Source organism: Streptomyces sp. NPDC058326, assembly GCF_042879855.1.
Lineage (GTDB): Bacteria > Actinomycetota > Actinomycetes > Streptomycetales > Streptomycetaceae > Streptomyces.
The window spans coordinates 227,707-243,001 of the sequence record NZ_JBHVZO010000012.1 but is presented as its reverse complement, the minus strand read 5'-3'; the positions used below and the strand labels follow the sequence as shown (position 1 = coordinate 243,001).

The window sequence follows — 15,295 nt, the reverse complement described above, 5'->3', positions numbered from 1 at the left end:
GTGTTTTTTTTTTTTTTTTTCTCCTCCACCCCCCCCACCGCCCCCTCTCTTTCCTCTACAGCCGACCCCGCCGTGTGGGGGGGCCGGCGCCGCCCGCCCCCCCCCCCACCCCCGCGTGTTTCGGCCACACCCCGTCAGACTCGGGAAACCCGCACGTCAGAGACCTTCACAAAGGCCACCCGATGGCCGAACTGAATCTGGTAGTACTCCTCCTGTCCCCGGACGACCGTATGACCGCTGCTGTCGAACACCGGCGCGAAGTAGTACTCGCCCGGGGTGCGGTCACCCACCACGTACCGCTGACCGGCGAGCAGCCTGTACGGCAGCGGCGACACCGCCTGCACCGGAACACCCGCCGGATACGCCGAGGCCTCCGGATACGCCCGCCCGTACACCGGCACCGAGTCGAGCCCCTCCCGGGGAGTCAGGACAAGGCCCCGCGCGTTCACCGCGGTCGGCTCCTGCCCCGGATTGTGGAACCACGCCTTCTGGCCGAGGTACCAGACCGCCGTCCAGTCACCCCTGCGCTCCGCCACCGCGTAACTCTGCCCCGTCGAGGCACGCGCCCCGGTGTCGTTCACCCCGGTCGTCGAGTCCTGCCCGCCCGGCCGCAGACCGATGTCCTTCACCAGCGGCGCGTCGGCGCTCGGACCGGTGTGCAGCCGCACCGCCCCGCTGCCGTGCGGCGCGCACGCCTGACCCGCCGCCGCGCAGCCCGTGTACACCGGCTGATGGGCGCTGTACGAGGGCCGGATCGTCACCACGGCGGCGTCGGGACCGGCACTCGGGGTGAGGGGACGGCCGAGGAGCCGGAAGTAGTGCGCCCAGTCCCAGTACGGCCCGGGGTCCGTGTGCATGCCCTTGATGGTGGACGTCACCGTGCCGGGGACGTTGTCGTGGCCCAGGACATGCTGCCGGTCCAGGGGGATGTCGTACCGCGCGGCGAGGTACCGCACGAGCCGTGCCGACGACCGGTACATCGCCTCCGTGTACCAGGAGTCGGGAGAGGTGAGGAAGCCCTCGTGCTCGAGCCCCACCGACTTGGCGTTCACGAACCAGTTGCCCGCGTGCCAGCCCACGTCCTTGAGCGGCAGGTGCTGGGCGATGTGCCCGTCGGAGGAGCGCAGCGAGTACTGCCACGACACGTACGCCGGATCCTGCACCAGCTTCAGAGTGACGTCCCAGACGGCCTCGGTGTCATGGATGACGATGTAGTCGACCGACTGGGAGACGGGCCGGTTCGCCTTGTCGTGGTTGCCGTAGTCGCCGTCCCCGAACTCCTCGTACGGCGCCGGGATCCACTCGCACGCCACCGTGCGCGGGCACTCCACGGGGCCGTCGGCCGGCCGGCGAAGACCGAGGGCGGCCACCTGCTCCGTCGCCGGCGCGACCGCCGGCTCGGCCGGCAGGGTCACCACCTGTCCGCTGTCCGTCGTCCGCGTCTCCCCGCTGCGGATCACGTCGAACACGTCGTTCGCGTACGTCGTCGCCGTCGCCGAGTCGTCCGCCCCCGAGTAGCGCGCCACCGCCCCGTACCAGTCGGCCGGGTCCGCGCTCGCCGGACGTCCCGACTCCCGCTGCGCCGCCGCGAGCAGCGCCGCACCGCCCTCGATGTTCGCCGCCGTTCCGGTGCGCAGCTCCTCCGCCGGGATCCCGGACAGCGCGGACGCCCGCTCCAGGGTCCGCAGCCGCGCGGGCAGCGACTCCGCGGCAGGGACCGGCGCCTCGGCACCCGAGCGCACGGCGCGCGAGGAGTCGCCGCGCGCCTCCTCCTCGCCCTCCGAGTGGTGCGGCGCGGCACCGGCGACGGCCGTCACGGCGTCCGTCAGATGCATCGGCCCGTAGCCGCCGGTCACGCTCGGCGCGCCGCCGTGCCCGTCCCACCGCGACTGGAGGTACGAGACGGCCAGGAGCACGCTCTCGGGTACGCCGTGGCGCGCGGCCGCCCGGGCGAACTGCCCCTGGAGGGAACCGGCGTCAGGAACATCGGCACCGGCCGGAGGGGCGGCAGAGAGCAGGGGGAGCAGCAGGGCGGCGGACGCGAGCGCGCCCATGACTCTGGGGAGACGGGCGGACGTCGTACGTCCGGGGGACGCGGAACGGAGCAAGGCAGCCTCCAGAGGCGGGGGGTGACACGGGGGCGTGCGGGACCGAACCCGTACAGGGGTATCGGCTCCCGGACGATCCGTCAATCACGCGTGCGCACACGGAAGTTCCCACGTCAGAGCGGGGATGGAGGCCATCTGGCGGAGTTTCGCGGGGACGGGCCCCCGGCCTGGGACGCGTCAGTGGAGTGGACCATTGGCTCCGTTCCCGGAGACGATCCGTCGGTGATCCCGTCGGTGATCCGTCGGTGATCGGGAGGCGGTCGAACCGATGCGCCGCGTCCCGGTGTGTCGGCACCGGGCGCACGGCGCACCCTCCCCCGTGACCGTCGGTCGGGCCCGCCGTTCAGCGCGTCCCGACCGCCGCACGCACGGCCCGCCGTGCCATGGCGCAGTCGTCGTGCAGCCGCCTCAGGAGCAGCCGCTGTTCCTCACCGGGGGCGAGCGCCCCCGTCGGCACCGGTACGGAGCCGGCCGGCGGAGCCTCCTTCATGGTGCGCTGCACCGCTGTCTCGTAGGTACGGATCTCCCGCGTCAGGACGATCATCAGGTTCACCAGGAAGGAGTCCCGGGAGGCCGGCCCCGCCTGCTGGGCGAGCTGACTGATCTGCCGCCGGGCCAGCGGCGCGTCGGCGAGTACCGCCCACAGGGTCGCCAGGTCGTAGCCGGGCAGGTACCAGCCCGCGTGCTCCCAGTCGACGAGGACGGGTCCCGCGGGGGAGAGGAGGATGTTGGAGAGCAGGGCGTCACCGTGACAGAACTGGCCCATGCCCTGACGGCCGCCCGCGTGCGCCAGACCGTGCAGCAGCTTCTGCAGGTCGTCCCGGTCCCGGTCGGTGAAGAGCCCGAGCTCGTGGTAGCGCGCGATCCGGGTGCCGTAGTCCAGCGGGGCGTCGAAGGTACCGGCCGGCGGCCGCCAGGCGTTGAGCCGGGCGATCGCGCCGAGCGCGGCCCGCACGTCGGCCCGGGGCGGCGCCTCGACGGGGTGGCGCGACAGCGCCGCCGCCCGTCCGGGCATCCGCTCGATCACCAGCGTGCAGTTCTCCGGGTCCGCGGCGATCAGCCGCGGCGCGCGCACCGGCGGACGGTGGCGGACGAAGGAGCGGTAGGACGCTATCTCGTGCTGGAACCGCTCGACCCACGCGGGGGAGTGGTCCAGTAAACACTTCGCGACCGCCGTGGTCCGCCCGGTCGTCCCGACGATCAGTACGGAACGACCGCTGCGCCGCAGCACCTGCACGGGGTTGAACTCCGGGCAGATGCGGTGGACGGAGGAGATCGCCCGCTTCAGCTGCGCCCCCTGAGGGCCGGACAGGTCGATTCTTCCGCTGATCGGCTGGGTGCCGGTGCCTCCCGTCCAGCGCCGCGGCCGGAGGGCCTGCGGGGCGGGAGCGAGGTACGGTCCGGCGCCGGCCGGGACGATGCGGTGCTGCGGCCGGGGCGGGGCGGACACGGAGGACGATGCTGTGTACATGGAGGTGACAGATCCCTTCGTGTGCCGACGAGTTGCGTGCGTCGCCCCGCCCGCCCCCGGGTCCGCACCCTGGGGAATGAGGGCCGGTCGGCGGGGCGGGGTGGCGCGTTCCTACCTGACACCGGGTAGCGGGTGGCGGAACATCGGGCGCACCCTGGCGAACCCTGGCGAATAGTCGCCAGCCCTATGACAGGGGGTTACTGTCAACTCAGCCGAGAACCTGGGGGCTTAGACGTGACCGGACAAACCAACACCCGCCTGGCAGACCTGTTCGGCCTGGCCGGCTGGTCCAAGGGCGAACTCGCGAGACTCGTCAACCGGCAGGCGGCGGCCATGGGCCACCCCCAGCTGGCGACCGACACCTCGCGGGTCCGGCGCTGGATCGACCGCGGTGAGACCCCGCGCGATCCCGTCCCCCGGGTGCTGGCAGCACTGTTCACCGAGCGACTCGGCCGTGTCGTGACCATCGAGGACCTCGGGTTCGTGCGACACGGGCGTGCCGGAAAGCGGCAGGACGTCAGGAAGACGGAGAACCCTGACGGGCTGCCCTGGGCGCCCGATCGTACGGCGGCGGTCCTCACCGAATTCACGGGAATGGACCTCATGCTCAACCGACGCGGCCTGGTGGGCGCGGGTGCCGCGCTTGCCGCCGGCTCCGTACTCAGCAACGCCATGCACGACTGGCTGCAGACCGACCCCGCACGCCAGTCCGCCCCCCAGCGGGCCACCGATCCCCTCCACGCGGATCCCGCCGGATTCGACCGCTACGAGGCCGCCCCCATCGGCTCGCAGGAGATCGAGGCCCTGGAGGCCTCGGTGGAGGTGTTCCGCCGCTGGGACGCCTCCCGGGGCGGCGGTCTCCAGCGCAAGGCGGTGGTCGGCCAGCTCAACGAGGTGGGCGGCATGCTCGCCTACCGCCACGCCGACCACCTGCAGCGGCGCCTCTGGGGCGTCGCCGCCAACCTGGCCGTCCTCGCCGGCTGGATGTCCCACGACGTGGGCCTCGAACCCACGGCCCAGAAGTACTTCGTGATCGCCGCCCACGCGGCCCGCGAGGGCGGCGACCGGCCCCGGGCCGGCGAGGCGCTCTCCCGCGCCGCCCGGCAGATGGTGCACCTGGGCAGGCCCGACGACGCCCTCGACCTCATGAAGCTGGCCAAGGACGGCTCCGGCGAGCGGCTGCTGCCCAGGACCCGGGCCATGTTCCACACGATCGAGGCCTGGGCGCAGGCCTCGATGGGGCGCGGCCAGGCCATGCGCCGCACCCTCGGCGAGGCCGAGGAGCTGTTCGTGTCCGACCGGCGTGACGAGAAGACGCCGAGCTGGATGCAGAACTTCGACGAGGCCGACATGCACGGCATGCAGGCCCTCGCCTACCGCACCCTCGCCGATCACGACCCGACCGCCGCCGTCCCGGCCCAGCGCCACGCCAGGCTGGCGATCGAACTGCGGCACGAGGGCCACGACCGCTCGAAGCTCTTCGACCACATCTCGCTCGCCTCGGCCTGTTTCATCGCCGACGACCCGGAACAGGCCGACCGGTACGCCCGGCTCGCCCTGATGTCCATGGGCGAGACCTCGTCCCACCGCACCTGGGACCGGCTGCGGGAGATGTACCGGCTCACCGGGCAGTACGCCGGCTACACGAGGATCGAGCACCTGCGCGAGGAACTCGCGGAGGCCCTGCCGCAGTCCCCGGTCAACCGGCCGAGGGCGGGACAGGCCTGACCCCCTGGGCAGGGGCGAAGGGCCCCGTGAGACAAGGGGCGGGCCCCGCACAGCAGGCGGGCAGGGCCCCGGCGGCTCAGCGGCCGACCCGGACCACCATCACACAGGCGTCGTCCTCACGCCGCTCCTCGCCGAACTCCTCGACCACCGCACGCACACCGTCCTGGGCGTCCCGCGCCCCGGAGAGCCGGGGGCCGAGACCGAGCAGCCGTCGCGCGCCCGTGTCGTCGCCCGCACCGCTGCCCCGGGTCAGTCCGTCGGTGTGCAGGACGAGCAGGTCGCCGGGGAGCAGACGGGTCTCGGCCTCGCCGTACACGGCCCGGGTCGTCGCCCCGAGGAGCACACCCTCGGGGCGACGGAGGACGTGCCCGGTCCCGTCGCGGAACAGCAGCGGGGCGGGGTGGCCGGCCTGCGCCCAGGTCAGTGTCTGGGCGACCGGGTCGTATCGGCAGCACATCGCACTGCCGAGCGCGGGCTGGACGGAGGTCTCGAGAAGCTCGTTGAGGTGACCCATCAGGGCGGCGGGCCGGATCCCCGCGACCGCCATGCCGCGCAGCGCGCCGAGGAGCATGGCCATCGAGGAGGTCGCGGCGACCCCGTGGCCCGTCAGGTCACCGACGGTGAGCAGCGCGTCCCCGTCGGGCAGGGCCAGCGCGTCGTACCAGTCGCCGCCGATGAGACCGGTGCTCGCGGCCGGCAGGTAGTGGGCGGCCACGTCGAGAGGGGCGGGGCCGTCATGGGCGAAGCGGAGCGAACCGCGCCACGGCGGGAGCACCGCCTCCTGGAGCTCGACGGCGACACGGCGCTCGGTCTGCTCGATGTGGCGGCTGCGCTCCAGACTGTCCCGGCTCTCCCTGACCGCCCGTTCGCTGCGCCGCAGTTCGCTGACATCGCGGATGACGGCCCACATCGAGGCGGTGCAGCCGTCGGCGTCGAGGACGGGTTCGCCCGTCATGTGCACCGTGCGCACGCGTCCGTCGGTCCGCACGATCCGGAACTCGCCGTCGATCGGCTTCCCGTCGATCAGGCAGTCCGTCACCATGCTCTGGAGGACGGGCTGGTCATCGGCGAGGACCATCGTGGGCATCTCGTCGAGCGACATCGGACCGCTCTCGCGCGTACGCCCGAAGATGTGGAACAGCTCTTCGGACCAGCTGGCCTCGTCGGTGAGCAGGTTCCACTCGGCGCTGCCGACGCGGGAGAGCAGTGAGCCGGTGCGCGCCGGGGTGCTCTCGCCGTACGCGGTGCCGGGGGCGACGGGCAGGGCCGTGTCGATGACGGGCTCGGCGTCGAGGCTCGGCTCGGAGACGCTCTGCTCCGGGACGCCCGCGCGAAGCTGCCCCAACTGGGCGCCGAGGTCGTCGAGTTGATGGACCGCGAGATCGCAGAGGGCGCGCTGCCAGCGCTGCCGGGGGTCGTCGTCGTTCACCACGGCGTCCTGGCGCACGGCGACCAGCTCGCCGCGAAGGCGGGCGGTCTGCGAGATCAGCGCGTCCACCGCGCCCGGCTCCGGCTGCTGGGCGGGGCGGTCTGCGAACAGAGGGGACGGCATGTCGTACTCCGATACAGGCGCGGCACGGCCAGGCCCGTGTGAAAGGCAGGCCCGGATACGACTGTTGCACAGCGCGGGGGAGCTCGTAAGAGGTTTGGCAACACTCGATCCGGTGGTGCTTCTGGCATATGCCAAAGGCCCGGCGAGGAGGAGCCGGGGCGCGACGCGTTACGGTGCTGGGGTGGTGAACGACGACGGAATCGGCACGGTGGGCACGCGTACGGCGGCCACGGGCGGGGCGGGTACGAGAACGGGAACGGGCACGACGGGAACAGCTGTTACAGCAGGTACGGGTGTGGTGCCTGAGGCACGGGCGGGCGGGGACGTCCGGCCGGTGGAGCACGCGGCGGCCACCCCGGCCTGGGACGCGAGGCCGGGTGGGGACGTCCGGCCGGTGGAGAGCGCGGCGGTCACCGCGGCCTGGGACGCGCGGGCGGGCGCGGGCCGTGAGACGCGCGTGGGGGCGGCCCCGCCGGCCGTCACCGGTACCGCCGTCCTGCTCGCGGCCGCGCCCGCCGGACGGGGGCGCGTCATGGACGCCACGTCCGTGCTGCCGGCCCTCGCGGCCGTACCGCCCGGGGTCTTCACCGGCACCGCCACCGCCACCGTCGTCGAACTCGCCGATCCGCTCGACCCGCAGACCCTCCTCACCCGACTGCGCGCCGCCGCGGCGAGCCCCGGCCCGCTGGTCGTCTGCCTCGCGGGGCAGCTCCATCTCGACCGGAGGCAGCGACTGCCCCATCTGGCGCTCGCCCGCACCACCCCCGCGACCCTCCGCTACACGGCGCTGCCCTGGCACTGGCTCGCCGCCGAACTCGCCGTGCGCGCCCCCGGCACCACGACCGTCGTCGCGGACCTCGCGGCGGACCCCGCCGTGTGGGAGCGCCTCGCCGCCGCACCCGACCTGTTGCACCTCGGGCCAGGACCCCTTCTCTACGGGCGGGTGGCCCCCGCCCCGCCCAGGGGTGAGCCCCTGGCTCCCGCGTACCTGCGGTCCTGGGCGGAGCTCTGGCGTTCCGGTGCCCGGCTCCCGCACGCCACCCTCCACGCGGAGTCCGCCGCCCACGCCGCCTCCGCCGTTCCCGAGTCGCGCCTCCTGGCACCCGCGCCCGCCCCCGTCCCCGCCGCCGTGCAGGACCCGCACCCCGCGATCCTGGCCGCAGCCATGGCCGGACGTCACGGGGAGGCGGCGGCGGTGGCCGCGGCCTGGGAGCGCGAGGCCCTGCGCCACCACGGGCCACGGTCGGGGGAGGCCGTCCACTGGATGGAGGTACGGGCCGACCTGGCCCGCCTCGCCGGGGAGCCCGCCCGCAGCTGTGAACTGTGGCTCGCCGCCGCCGAGGCCCGGCTCGGTCTGCGGCAGCGGACGGACGACCCCGATGTCGAGGGGGCCGTGGACCGGGCCCACCACCAGTGGGAGCAGATCGGGGACCAGGCCCGCGCCCGCGCCCTCGGCCCCGCCCTCGTCGCCCTGCGGCAACGGGTCCCCGGCCGTCAGCCCGGCGCCCTGGCGGCGCTGAAGCGACGCATGGCCGTCTGACCCCTTCCCGCACCACGAGCCCGAAAGGCCGACGTGACCTCGCTCGCCACCGCCCAGCGTTCGCTCGCCGACCCCTCCGTGCGCCACCCGCTCTGGCCGCCGCTCACCCGGGGCTGCCCCGTGACCTCCACCGACGAGGTCGCGTACCCGCTCGACATCGACTACGCCTACGACGAGGTCCCCGCCGACCTGTTCAGCCGGCCCGCCGCCCACGGTCTCGAACGGTGGGCCCCGCTGCTTCCGCCGCTCGCCGCCCGCGGCCTCGGTGAGGGCAACACGCCCCTGGTCGAACTCCCCGACGGGGTCTGGATCAAGGACGAGTCACGAAACCCGACCTGGAGCCACAAGGACCGGCTCAACCGGGTCGCCGTCAGCGCCGCCTTCGCCTCCGGCGCCCGGGGCATCGTCGTCTCCTCGTCCGGCAACCACGGCGCCGCGGCCGCCGCGTACGCGGCCCGCGCCGGACTGCCCTGCGCCGTGTTCACCTCCCCCGACGCGCCGCCCGCGGTCGCCTCCCATCTCCGCGCCTACGGGGCGACGGTGCTGACCGTCCCGTACGAGTCGGTGCGTCCGCTCATGCGGCGCATCGTCGACGAGCTGGGCTTCCAGAGCGTCAGCAGCGTGACGGACACCGGCCACACCGGTCACCCCTTCGGTCCCGAGGGGTACAAGACCCTCGCGTACGAGATCGCCCTCGGCCTCGGCCGTGCTCCGGCGGCCGTCCATCTCCCCACCGGGTACGGAGAGTTGCTTTTCGGTGTGGCCAAGGGCTTCCAGGAGCTCGTACGGCTCGGGATCACCGATTCCGTCCCCCGCGTGTACGCCGCCGAGCCCGCCGCCGCGGGCGCCCTCACCGAGGCGCTCCGCACCGGCCGCCCCGTCGCCCGGGTGCCGGTGGGGCCGACCACCGCGTACGCCATCGACTGCGAGGTGAACAGTTACCGGGGGGTGCGGGCCGTCCGCGACTCGGGCGGCGCCGCCCGTACGGTGACGGACACGCATATGGAGGCGGCACGCGGGGAGTTGGCCGCACAGGGCCTCTGGTGCGAGACCTCATCGGCCGCCGGACTCGCCGGCCTGCGCGCGCACGGGCCACGCGAGGACGACGGACCGGTGGTGTGCGTGGTCACCTCCAGCGGCTACAAGGACATCGCCACGGCGAGGCAGGTGTACGCGCCGACGGCACCGGACTGGCCGTCGATCGTGTCCGCACTGACGCGCGCCGACGCGGGCTAGGCGGGGGCTGGACGCGCCCTAGTGATCGAGGCCGCTCCCGCCCCCGGTGGGAAGGACCACCCGGACGCCGAACTCATAGGTGCCGGTCGCCTCCGCGATCCCGATGAAGAGCAGGGCGAAGTGCTCCTGGCCCCGCGCCGTGGCGATGCCTCCCAGGTCGATCAGCGCGTCGTCGGACCAGCCGAGGTCGGTGACCAGGCCGCGCACCGTCTTCTTGGCCGCGGCGTCCTCGCCCGAGAGGAAGACGGTGGCGGGGCCCTCCAGGGAGTCCGGCGCGACCATCACCTTCCGGTCGATCGTGCAGAGCGTCTTCACCACGTGCGCCTCGGGGAAGGCCCGCTGGATCTCCTCGCCGAGGCTGACGAGCGGATGGGAGAGTGTCCCGTCCTCCAGGAAGCCGACCCCGACGTCGAGGATGACCTTCCCGGCGAGCGCGGGTGCCCCGATCGTGGTGAGCAGGGCCACGGAGGCCGTGCCGGGGGTGGCGTTCACCAGTACGTCGGCGTGTGCGGCGGCGCCTGCGGAGCCGTCGATCCGTACACCCGCCGCGGTGAGTTCCCGGAGCTCGGTCAGCAGCTCCCGGTCGTCGGGCCGCCGTGACCCGATGACCACGTCATGGCCCGCCCGCGCCCAAGCCGCCGCGAGTGCCTTGCCCACATGTCCAGTTCCGAGGATTCCGATTCGCATGACGCCATCGTGGCCGTAGGGGGCACACCCGCGCCTCGGCCCCGGAACCGAACCTCCGTCGGCCGATGGGTCTAGGACCTGGGCCGCCGTGTGCCCGCCCGGACGGCGGGTCAGACCATGGCGAGCCGGTCCACCAGCAGTTCCACCCTCCGCTCGGCGTCCTCCGGCGGCAGCCGTCGCGCCCGGGTCAGGGTGGCCAGTCCGTGCAGGGCCGCCCAGAACACCTCGGTGAACAGTGCGGGGTGTACGCCGTCCCCGGCGACCTCGTCGAGGTTCTCGAGGAGGGCGGCGAAGGCGTCCTTCAGCGGCTCGGGCGTGTCCTCGTGCGCGAACGCCAGGCCGCCGTCGAGCTGGAACATGGCGTCGTAGACCGCCGGGTTGCGTTCGGCGAAGTCGAGATAGGCGCGGGCGAGGGCGGTGACCCTGCCGTGGGGGCCGTCCGCGGCGGAGGTCGCGGCCCGCAGCGCCACGGCCATCTCGGCGGCACCCTCCAGGGCGACGGCGCCGATGATCTCGCGCTTGCCGCGGAAATGGCTGTAGAGGACGGGCTGGCTGTATTCGATGCGCTCGGCGAGCCGGCGGGTGGTCACCGCGTCCCAGCCCTGCTGCTCGGCGAGTTCACGGGCCGTGGCCACGATGAGACGTTCGCGGCCCGCCCGTTCGCGCTCCTTGCGTTCCTGTACCGACATGACTCGATTCTAGCACCGCTAGACAATCGAGCGACAGCAGTACTAGCGTTGCCTCATCAGCTAGCAGCGCTAGATCCCTGGAGGGGTCACCATGCTCGACGCACTCGAGATCGTCACCACCGTGGTCGTCGGAGTGATGGTGGGGGTGGAGTTCTCTGTCGCCTTCGTCATCAACCCGATCCTCAACGCACTCCCCGAGGACAGCGGTCAACTCGGCCGCGCCCATGGGGGCCGGATGCTCGGCGCCGTGATGCCGGTCTGGTACATCGGCTCGCTCGTCCTCGTCGCGGCCTGGGCCATCGCCGGAGGGGTCCGCTCCGGCACCGGCCTCGTCGTCACCGCCGGCGGACTGCTGATCCTCAGCGTGGTCATGTCGCTCCTGCTGCTCGTCCCGATCAACAACCGGGGCAAGACCTGGACCCCCGAGAACCGGCCCGAGGACTGGAAGGAACAGATGAACCGCTGGGACCGCTGGCACTACGTCCGCGTCGCCGTCATCATCGCCGCCTTCACCCTGCTGGTCGCCGCCCTCGCCTGAGCCCGCGGGCCGGCACCGCGCCGACGGCGCACGACCCCGCTCCCGTTCCGGCGACGGGCCACCCGACTCCTGGAGCCAGGGACCCTGAGATGATCGGAGGCGTGGCCATTCCCCCGCGCTCCGCCCGCCTTCCGGTGCCGACCGACCTCGCCGGGCCGCTCACCACCGGGCGCCTGCTCCTGCGGCCCGTCCGGGACTCGGACCTGGACGCCGTGACCCGTCTGTGGACCGACCCCGAGGTGCGCCGCCACCTCGGCGGGCCCGTCATCGCCTCCGTCGTCCGCCTCCGGCGGCGCCGGATCGTCGGGGCTCCCGGCTTCCACGCCGTGGTGCGGGCCGGGGACGGTGCCGTGCTCGGCCTGGTCTCCGTGGAGCCCGGCGCGCGGGACGGCGAGACGGAGCTCTCGTACCAGTTCCTGCCCGAGCACTGGGGGAGGGGCTACGCGCGGGAGGCGGTCCATGCCGTCCTCGCGAGGACCCTGGAGGACACGCCGAGCGTCGTCGCCGTCACCCAGGAGGAGAACCACCGCTCCCGCCGGCTCCTGGAGGCCGTCGGCCTGGAGTACGTCGAGTCCTTCGTGGAGTGGGACGCCCACCAGGTCCTCTACCGACGTCACCGGCCCTGAGGTCCCCACCGCCGCCACCCCACCGCCGGTCGGGAACGGCCCCCGTCAGCGCGGCGGCCTGCCCGCCGCAAGGGCCGCCACCGCCCGTTCGAGCCGTGCCGCTCTGGTCTTCGCCGTGCGGGCCTGGAGCAGGCCGAGGATCACCAGGTAGCGGTCGGTCTTCCCCAGCGCCTCGAAGGCCTCGGCCGCCCGCGGCTCCCCGGTCAGGGCCGCCGCGAGGTCGTCCGGCACCGTCGCGTCCTTCTGCGAGGGGTAGGCGGCCTCCCACCGCCCGTCCGCCCGCGCGGCCCGCACCTCGGCCAGGCCCGGCTCGCGCATCCGGCCGGCGGCCGTGAGCGCCTCCACCTGACGCACGTTGACCTGGGACCAGAGGCTGCGGGGCCGCCGCGGGGTGATCTTCTGGAGGTAGGACCGTTCGTCACGTGCCTTGCGCTTGCCGGTGATCCAGCCGTACATCAGCGTGCCGTCGAGGATCTCCTCCGCGTTCGGCGAGGCGAGGTCCGAGCCCTTGCGGGCGAGCAGCAGCCAGATCCCGGGGGTGTCCCCGTGGTGCTGTTCCAGCCAGGCCTCCAGCTCCTTCCCGTCGGCGAACGCCATGACCGCGAGCCCCTCGACCGTCTCCACCGGAAACCCCCTCATCCCTGGCGACGGCACCACCCGCGACTCCGGTGGCACCCCGACCCGACCACGATATGGCACCGCGCCGACACCCCTCCGAGTCCGCCGTCCGGCCCGGTAAGGAACGGCGCCACGTACCATCTGCGGATCGTGCACCGGGGCACCCGCGTCGAGGTCGCCCCCACCAACGCCAAGGAGCTTCTGACCCATGTCCTTCCTGGTGATCGGCGAGTGCGTCGCCGACATCGTCCGCGCCCCGGCCGGCTCCGGCGCCGCCGACCGGGTCCACCCCGGTGGCAGCCCGGCCAACGTCGCCTACGGCCTCGGCCGCCTCGGCCGGGACGTCACCCTGCTCACGCAGCTCGCCGACGATCCCACCGGGCGGCTCATCGCGGATCACCTCGCGGGCGCGGGCGTACGGGTGGAGATCGGCGGCGTTCCCGAACGCACCCCCTCGGCGGTCGTGGGCCTCGACGAGCACGGCCGGGCCACGTACAGCTTCGACATCGCCTGGACGCTGGAGGCGGATCCCGCCCGCCGCGCCCCCGCCCACGTCCACATCGGTTCGATCGCGGCCGTCACCGAGCCAGGTTCGGCGGCCGTCCTCGCCGTGACCGAAGGGCTCCGCGGCCGGGCCACCGTCAGCTACGACCCCAACGTGCGGCCGGAACTGATGGGCGACCACACGGAGGCGGTCGCCCGCGTCGAGCGCTGCGTCGCCCTCAGCGACCTCGTCAAGGCCAGCGACGAGGACCTGAACTGGCTGTACCCCGGTGAGGACCCGCACACGGTCGCCACCCGCTGGCTCGCCCTCGGCCCCGCCGTCGTCCTGGTCACCCGGGGCGCCGACGGCTCGCTCGCCGTCACCCGGCGGGAGACGGTCACCGCCGACGCGCCCCGGGTCGCCGTCGTGGACACGGTCGGTGCGGGTGACTCCTTCATGTCCGCCGTCCTCGACACCCTCGCCGGACGGGGGCGGGAGGCCCTCGGCGGGCTCGGCGCCGAGTACCTCGCGCGGCTGCTGCGGAGGGCGGGCGCGGCGGCGGCCGTGACCGTCTCCCGGGCCGGTGCCCATCCGCCCGACCGGGCCGAACTGGAGGCGGCGCGAGAGGAGTTCACCTTCAGGTCCGGGCGTGTGTCGTGATGTCCGACGCGAACTGGTCGACCATCGCCGGGGTGACCGTCGGACGGCACTCCCCGATGGCCTCCAGGTAGTCCGCGGTGCTCGCCCCCGGCGCCGACCCTTCGCCGCCCCGGCCACCGACCGCGAGCAGGTCACGCTCGAAGGAGGCCTGGGCGGCGATCCGGGCCGCGTGCTCGATGTCGGCGGGCGTGAACAGCTCGCTCGCCAGCACCAGTTCGTCGATGTCGACGTCCGCGCGGCCGTCGGTGTACCGGGCCCAGATCGCGGCCCGCGCCGCCTTGTCCGGCGTACCGATCGGGATGAGGTAGTCGAAGCGGCCCGGGCGCAGGAAGGCCGGGTCGAGGGAGCGGATCGAATTGGTCGCGCAGACGAGCAGCCGCTCGTCGCGTTCCCGGAAGCCCGGTATGAGCTTGAGGAGTTCGTTGGTCACCCCGTGCATGCCACCGGGCTGCGCGGGCTCGGAGCGCACCGGGGCGATCTCCTCGACCTCGTCGATGAAGACGAGGACCCGTTCCAGCTCGGCGATCCGCGCGAACGCGGACCGCAGGGCGGCGGCGAGGTTGCCCTCGTCGGCGAGGCGGGACGGCAGGATCTCGACGAACGGCCAGCCGAGACGTGAGGCGATGCCCCGTGCGAACGTGGTCTTGCCGGTGCCCGGCGGGCCGAACAGACAGACCGCGCGCGGCGGTCGCACCCCGTGCCGGCCGGCCCGCTCCGGCTCGGCCAGCGGCAGCACCACCCGGCGCTCGATCAGATCCTTCTCCCGCTCCATTCCGGCGACCTTGGCCCACAGGTCCCCGGGGAGCAGCCGGCCGCCCAGGTCGTCGAGGAGTCCGGCGGCCGGCCCGTGCAGCGGCTCCACCTTCTCGAAGTACGCGACGGCCGGCTGCCGGGTGTACCCGGCGTTCAGGAGACCCTCGCCGAAGAGGTCCTCCTCCGGCAGGACGTACGCGATCCGCCCGACCCGGGCGGCGACGAGCCGCCGTTCCAGTTCCACGAGGAGGGCGCTGGCGAGCCCGCGGCCGCGCCACGCGGAGGAGATCGCGATCCGCATGACCCATGCCCGCTCGCCGGACACGCAGGCGAGCGCCGCCCCGATCGGCGCGCCCTGATGGACGGCGACGACGGCCGGCTGGCGTGTGGTCAGGGCGCCGATGCACTCGGCCAGGGAGAAGACGGACTCCTGGCCGAGCTCCGCGGTCGTGTCGATCAGATGGACGACGGCGGCGAGATCGCTCTCGCGGTAGTCGTGGATGTGCCAGTTCACCGGTGGTGCCGCCCCTCGTTGGTGCCGTTGCGGCGAGGCTAGGCGCGGCCCCGGACCCCGGTCGTGCGCCATCCTGCACAAGGCGGCAGGG

Annotated in this window: 13 protein-coding genes; 6 read left to right on the top strand and 7 right to left on the bottom strand. The window is 73.5% G+C overall.

The window, feature by feature from the left end:
• Window positions 1-134: 134 nt before the first annotated feature.
• Window positions 135-2,054 carry an N-acetylmuramoyl-L-alanine amidase gene (locus ACFVYX_RS22945; RefSeq protein ID WP_389683284.1) on the bottom strand — a complete coding sequence of 640 codons (1,920 nt, stop codon included), beginning with the start codon at window positions 2,052-2,054 and terminating at the stop codon, window positions 135-137.
• Between the two features lie 397 nt (window positions 2,055-2,451).
• Window positions 2,452-3,579: an aminoglycoside phosphotransferase family protein gene (locus ACFVYX_RS22940; RefSeq protein ID WP_389683283.1), complete on the bottom strand. Its 1,128-nt coding sequence runs from the start codon at window positions 3,577-3,579 to the stop codon at window positions 2,452-2,454.
• Between the two features lie 234 nt (window positions 3,580-3,813).
• Here ACFVYX_RS22940 and ACFVYX_RS22935 point away from each other — a divergent pair, with 234 nt between their 5' ends.
• Window positions 3,814-5,307: a hypothetical protein gene (locus ACFVYX_RS22935; RefSeq protein ID WP_389683282.1), complete on the top strand. Its 1,494-nt coding sequence runs from the start codon at window positions 3,814-3,816 to the stop codon at window positions 5,305-5,307.
• A 76-nt stretch (window positions 5,308-5,383) separates the two neighbouring features.
• On the opposite strand, the gene ACFVYX_RS22930 is transcribed toward ACFVYX_RS22935, so the two are convergent.
• Complete coding sequence (locus ACFVYX_RS22930; RefSeq protein ID WP_389683281.1) at window positions 5,384-6,859, bottom strand: PP2C family protein-serine/threonine phosphatase; 1,476 nt, start codon at window positions 6,857-6,859, stop codon at window positions 5,384-5,386.
• A 532-nt stretch (window positions 6,860-7,391) separates the two neighbouring features.
• Here ACFVYX_RS22930 and ACFVYX_RS22925 point away from each other — a divergent pair.
• Both ACFVYX_RS22925 and ACFVYX_RS22920 read left to right on the top strand, forming a co-directional pair.
• The gene (locus ACFVYX_RS22925) at window positions 7,392-8,399 is read left to right on the top strand and encodes a hypothetical protein (protein ID WP_389683311.1); all 1,008 of its coding nucleotides are present in this window, start codon (window positions 7,392-7,394) and stop codon (window positions 8,397-8,399) included.
• A gap of 33 nt (window positions 8,400-8,432) precedes the next feature.
• The gene (locus ACFVYX_RS22920; protein WP_389683280.1) at window positions 8,433-9,635 is read left to right on the top strand and encodes a pyridoxal-phosphate dependent enzyme; all 1,203 of its coding nucleotides are present in this window, start codon (window positions 8,433-8,435) and stop codon (window positions 9,633-9,635) included.
• Between the two features lie 18 nt (window positions 9,636-9,653).
• Here the strand turns inward: ACFVYX_RS22920 and ACFVYX_RS22915 are convergent, their stop codons facing one another.
• On the bottom strand, window positions 9,654-10,322 hold the full coding sequence (locus ACFVYX_RS22915; RefSeq protein ID WP_389683279.1) for an NADPH-dependent F420 reductase: 669 nt from the start codon (window positions 10,320-10,322) through the stop codon (window positions 9,654-9,656).
• Window positions 10,323-10,432: 110 nt separating this feature from the next.
• The gene (locus tag ACFVYX_RS22910) at window positions 10,433-11,011 is read right to left on the bottom strand and encodes a TetR/AcrR family transcriptional regulator (protein WP_389683278.1); all 579 of its coding nucleotides are present in this window, start codon (window positions 11,009-11,011) and stop codon (window positions 10,433-10,435) included.
• Between the two features lie 91 nt (window positions 11,012-11,102).
• Between ACFVYX_RS22910 and ACFVYX_RS22905 the strand changes: the two genes are divergently transcribed.
• Window positions 11,103-11,549, top strand: a complete 447-nt coding sequence (locus tag ACFVYX_RS22905; protein ID WP_389683277.1) for an anthrone oxygenase family protein — start codon at window positions 11,103-11,105, stop codon at window positions 11,547-11,549.
• Window positions 11,550-11,650: 101 nt separating this feature from the next.
• Window positions 11,651-12,175 carry a GNAT family N-acetyltransferase gene (locus ACFVYX_RS22900; protein WP_389683276.1) on the top strand — a complete coding sequence of 175 codons (525 nt, stop codon included), beginning with the start codon at window positions 11,651-11,653 and terminating at the stop codon, window positions 12,173-12,175.
• A gap of 45 nt (window positions 12,176-12,220) precedes the next feature.
• On the opposite strand, the gene ACFVYX_RS22895 is transcribed toward ACFVYX_RS22900, so the two are convergent.
• Window positions 12,221-12,772 (bottom strand): YdeI family protein, encoded by a 552-nt coding sequence (locus tag ACFVYX_RS22895; RefSeq protein WP_389683310.1) that lies wholly within the window; start codon window positions 12,770-12,772, stop codon window positions 12,221-12,223.
• Between the two features lie 229 nt (window positions 12,773-13,001).
• On the opposite strand from ACFVYX_RS22895, the gene ACFVYX_RS22890 reads away from it, so the two are divergent.
• Window positions 13,002-13,937: a carbohydrate kinase gene (locus ACFVYX_RS22890; RefSeq protein ID WP_389683275.1), complete on the top strand. Its 936-nt coding sequence runs from the start codon at window positions 13,002-13,004 to the stop codon at window positions 13,935-13,937.
• Here ACFVYX_RS22890 and ACFVYX_RS22885 read toward each other — a convergent pair.
• The gene (locus tag ACFVYX_RS22885) at window positions 13,915-15,204 is read right to left on the bottom strand and encodes an ATP-binding protein (protein ID WP_389683274.1); all 1,290 of its coding nucleotides are present in this window, start codon (window positions 15,202-15,204) and stop codon (window positions 13,915-13,917) included. The genes ACFVYX_RS22890 and ACFVYX_RS22885 overlap by 23 nt on opposite strands.
• Between the last annotated feature and the right edge of the window lie 91 nt (window positions 15,205-15,295).